General features: G+C 52.4%; 9 tRNA genes and 1 rRNA gene (2 of these 10 only partly in view). All 10 read right to left on the bottom strand.

Going from position 1 to position 2,500, the window contains the following annotated elements:
* Positions 1–1,518 (bottom strand): 16S ribosomal RNA (locus tag MHB62_RS00545) (it extends 32 nt beyond the left edge of the window).
* A gap of 171 nt (positions 1,519–1,689) precedes the next feature.
* Positions 1,690–1,765: transfer RNA gene (locus MHB62_RS00540), tRNA-Ala, on the bottom strand.
* Between the two features lie 9 nt (positions 1,766–1,774).
* Positions 1,775–1,851 (bottom strand) — tRNA-Pro (locus MHB62_RS00535).
* A gap of 27 nt (positions 1,852–1,878) precedes the next feature.
* Positions 1,879–1,955, bottom strand: a tRNA-Arg gene (locus tag MHB62_RS00530).
* A gap of 9 nt (positions 1,956–1,964) precedes the next feature.
* Positions 1,965–2,050 (bottom strand) — tRNA-Leu (locus tag MHB62_RS00525).
* A 14-nt stretch (positions 2,051–2,064) separates the two neighbouring features.
* Positions 2,065–2,139 (bottom strand) — tRNA-Gly (locus tag MHB62_RS00520).
* 40 nt (positions 2,140–2,179) lie between these two features.
* Positions 2,180–2,262: transfer RNA gene (locus tag MHB62_RS00515), tRNA-Leu, on the bottom strand.
* A 6-nt stretch (positions 2,263–2,268) separates the two neighbouring features.
* A tRNA-Lys gene (locus tag MHB62_RS00510) sits at positions 2,269–2,344 on the bottom strand.
* A 36-nt stretch (positions 2,345–2,380) separates the two neighbouring features.
* A tRNA-Thr gene (locus MHB62_RS00505) sits at positions 2,381–2,456 on the bottom strand.
* 4 nt (positions 2,457–2,460) lie between these two features.
* Positions 2,461–2,500, bottom strand: a tRNA-Val gene (locus MHB62_RS00500) (it continues 36 nt past the right edge of the window).

Below are 2,500 nucleotides of genomic sequence, written 5' to 3'. Positions count from 1 at the left end.
GGCTACCTTGTTACGACTTCACCCCAATCATCTGTCCCACCTTCGGCGGCTGGCTCCTAAAAGGTTACCTCACCGACTTCGGGTGTTACAAACTCTCGTGGTGTGACGGGCGGTGTGTACAAGGCCCGGGAACGTATTCACCGCGGCATGCTGATCCGCGATTACTAGCGATTCCAGCTTCACGCAGTCGAGTTGCAGACTGCGATCCGAACTGAGAACAGATTTGTGGGATTGGCTTAACCTCGCGGTTTCGCTGCCCTTTGTTCTGTCCATTGTAGCACGTGTGTAGCCCAGGTCATAAGGGGCATGATGATTTGACGTCATCCCCACCTTCCTCCGGTTTGTCACCGGCAGTCACCTTAGAGTGCCCAACTGAATGCTGGCAACTAAGATCAAGGGTTGCGCTCGTTGCGGGACTTAACCCAACATCTCACGACACGAGCTGACGACAACCATGCACCACCTGTCACTCTGCCCCCGAAGGGGACGTCCTATCTCTAGGATTGTCAGAGGATGTCAAGACCTGGTAAGGTTCTTCGCGTTGCTTCGAATTAAACCACATGCTCCACCGCTTGTGCGGGCCCCCGTCAATTCCTTTGAGTTTCAGTCTTGCGACCGTACTCCCCAGGCGGAGTGCTTAATGCGTTAGCTGCAGCACTAAGGGGCGGAAACCCCCTAACACTTAGCACTCATCGTTTACGGCGTGGACTACCAGGGTATCTAATCCTGTTCGCTCCCCACGCTTTCGCTCCTCAGCGTCAGTTACAGACCAGAGAGTCGCCTTCGCCACTGGTGTTCCTCCACATCTCTACGCATTTCACCGCTACACGTGGAATTCCACTCTCCTCTTCTGCACTCAAGTTCCCCAGTTTCCAATGACCCTCCCCGGTTGAGCCGGGGGCTTTCACATCAGACTTAAGAAACCGCCTGCGAGCCCTTTACGCCCAATAATTCCGGACAACGCTTGCCACCTACGTATTACCGCGGCTGCTGGCACGTAGTTAGCCGTGGCTTTCTGGTTAGGTACCGTCAAGGTACCGCCCTATTCGAACGGTACTTGTTCTTCCCTAACAACAGAGCTTTACGATCCGAAAACCTTCATCACTCACGCGGCGTTGCTCCGTCAGACTTTCGTCCATTGCGGAAGATTCCCTACTGCTGCCTCCCGTAGGAGTCTGGGCCGTGTCTCAGTCCCAGTGTGGCCGATCACCCTCTCAGGTCGGCTACGCATCGTTGCCTTGGTGAGCCGTTACCTCACCAACTAGCTAATGCGCCGCGGGTCCATCTGTAAGTGGTAGCCGAAGCCACCTTTTATGTTTGAACCATGCGGTTCAAACAACCATCCGGTATTAGCCCCGGTTTCCCGGAGTTATCCCAGTCTTACAGGCAGGTTACCCACGTGTTACTCACCCGTCCGCCGCTAACATCAGGGAGCAAGCTCCCATCTGTCCGCTCGACTTGCATGTATTAGGCACGCCGCCAGCGTTCGTCCTGAGCCAGGATCAAACTCTCCGATAAAGTAGTTTGACTGACTACGCACATCGCTGTGCGATTTTTAAAAACTGAATTAACAGGTACGTTTTGTCTTGTTTAGTTTTCAAAGATCATTTTGTTTGTCCGCTTTGTTAAAGCAACTTTATTAGTATACAACGTCACTTCTTCAAAGTCAACAACTTTTTTAAAAACTTTTGGTGGAGCCTAGCGGGATCGAACCGCTGACCTCCTGCGTGCAAAGCAGGCGCTCTCCCAGCTGAGCTAAGGCCCCATAAAAAAATGGTCGGGAAGACAGGATTCGAACCTGCGACCCCATGGTCCCAAACCATGTGCTCTACCAAGCTGAGCTACTTCCCGATTTCCTATCTATTCTATTAAAAGATATGGCGCGCCCGAGAGGAGTCGAACCCCTAACCTTTTGATCCGTAGTCAAACGCTCTATCCAATTGAGCTACGGGCGCAAAACATAATGCCGAGGGCCGGACTTGAACCGGCACGGTAGTCACCTACCGCAGGATTTTAAGTCCTGTGTGTCTGCCAATTCCACCACCCCGGCGTGGATGGTATAGTTGGAGCGGAAGACGGGATTCGAACCCGCGACCCCCACCTTGGCAAGGTGGTGTTCTACCACTGAACTACTTCCGCAGACAGGATGTCCAGTTTTTCTAACTGTTATCCTATATAATGCGGGTGAAGGGACTTGAACCCCCACGTCATAAAGACACTAGATCCTAAGTCTAGCGCGTCTGCCAATTCCGCCACACCCGCGTAAAATGGTGAGCCATGAAGGACTCGAACCTTCGACCCTCTGATTAAAAGTCAGATGCTCTACCAACTGAGCTAATGGCTCTTCTACAAGAGACTTGAGTATTATATCATATAAAAGTGGTGCCGGCAAGAGGACTTGAACCCCCAACCTACTGATTACAAGTCAGTTGCTCTACCAATTGAGCTACACCGGCATAATGGTGGAGGATGACGGGCTCGAACCGCCGACCCTCTGCTT

It is taken from the genome of Bacillus sp. FSL K6-0255 (assembly GCF_045040725.1).
Classification (GTDB): Bacteria; Bacillota; Bacilli; order Bacillales; family Bacillaceae; genus Bacillus; species Bacillus subtilis.
The sequence above is the reverse complement of the archived record's forward strand: the minus strand, read 5'-3'. Positions and strand labels throughout refer to the sequence as shown.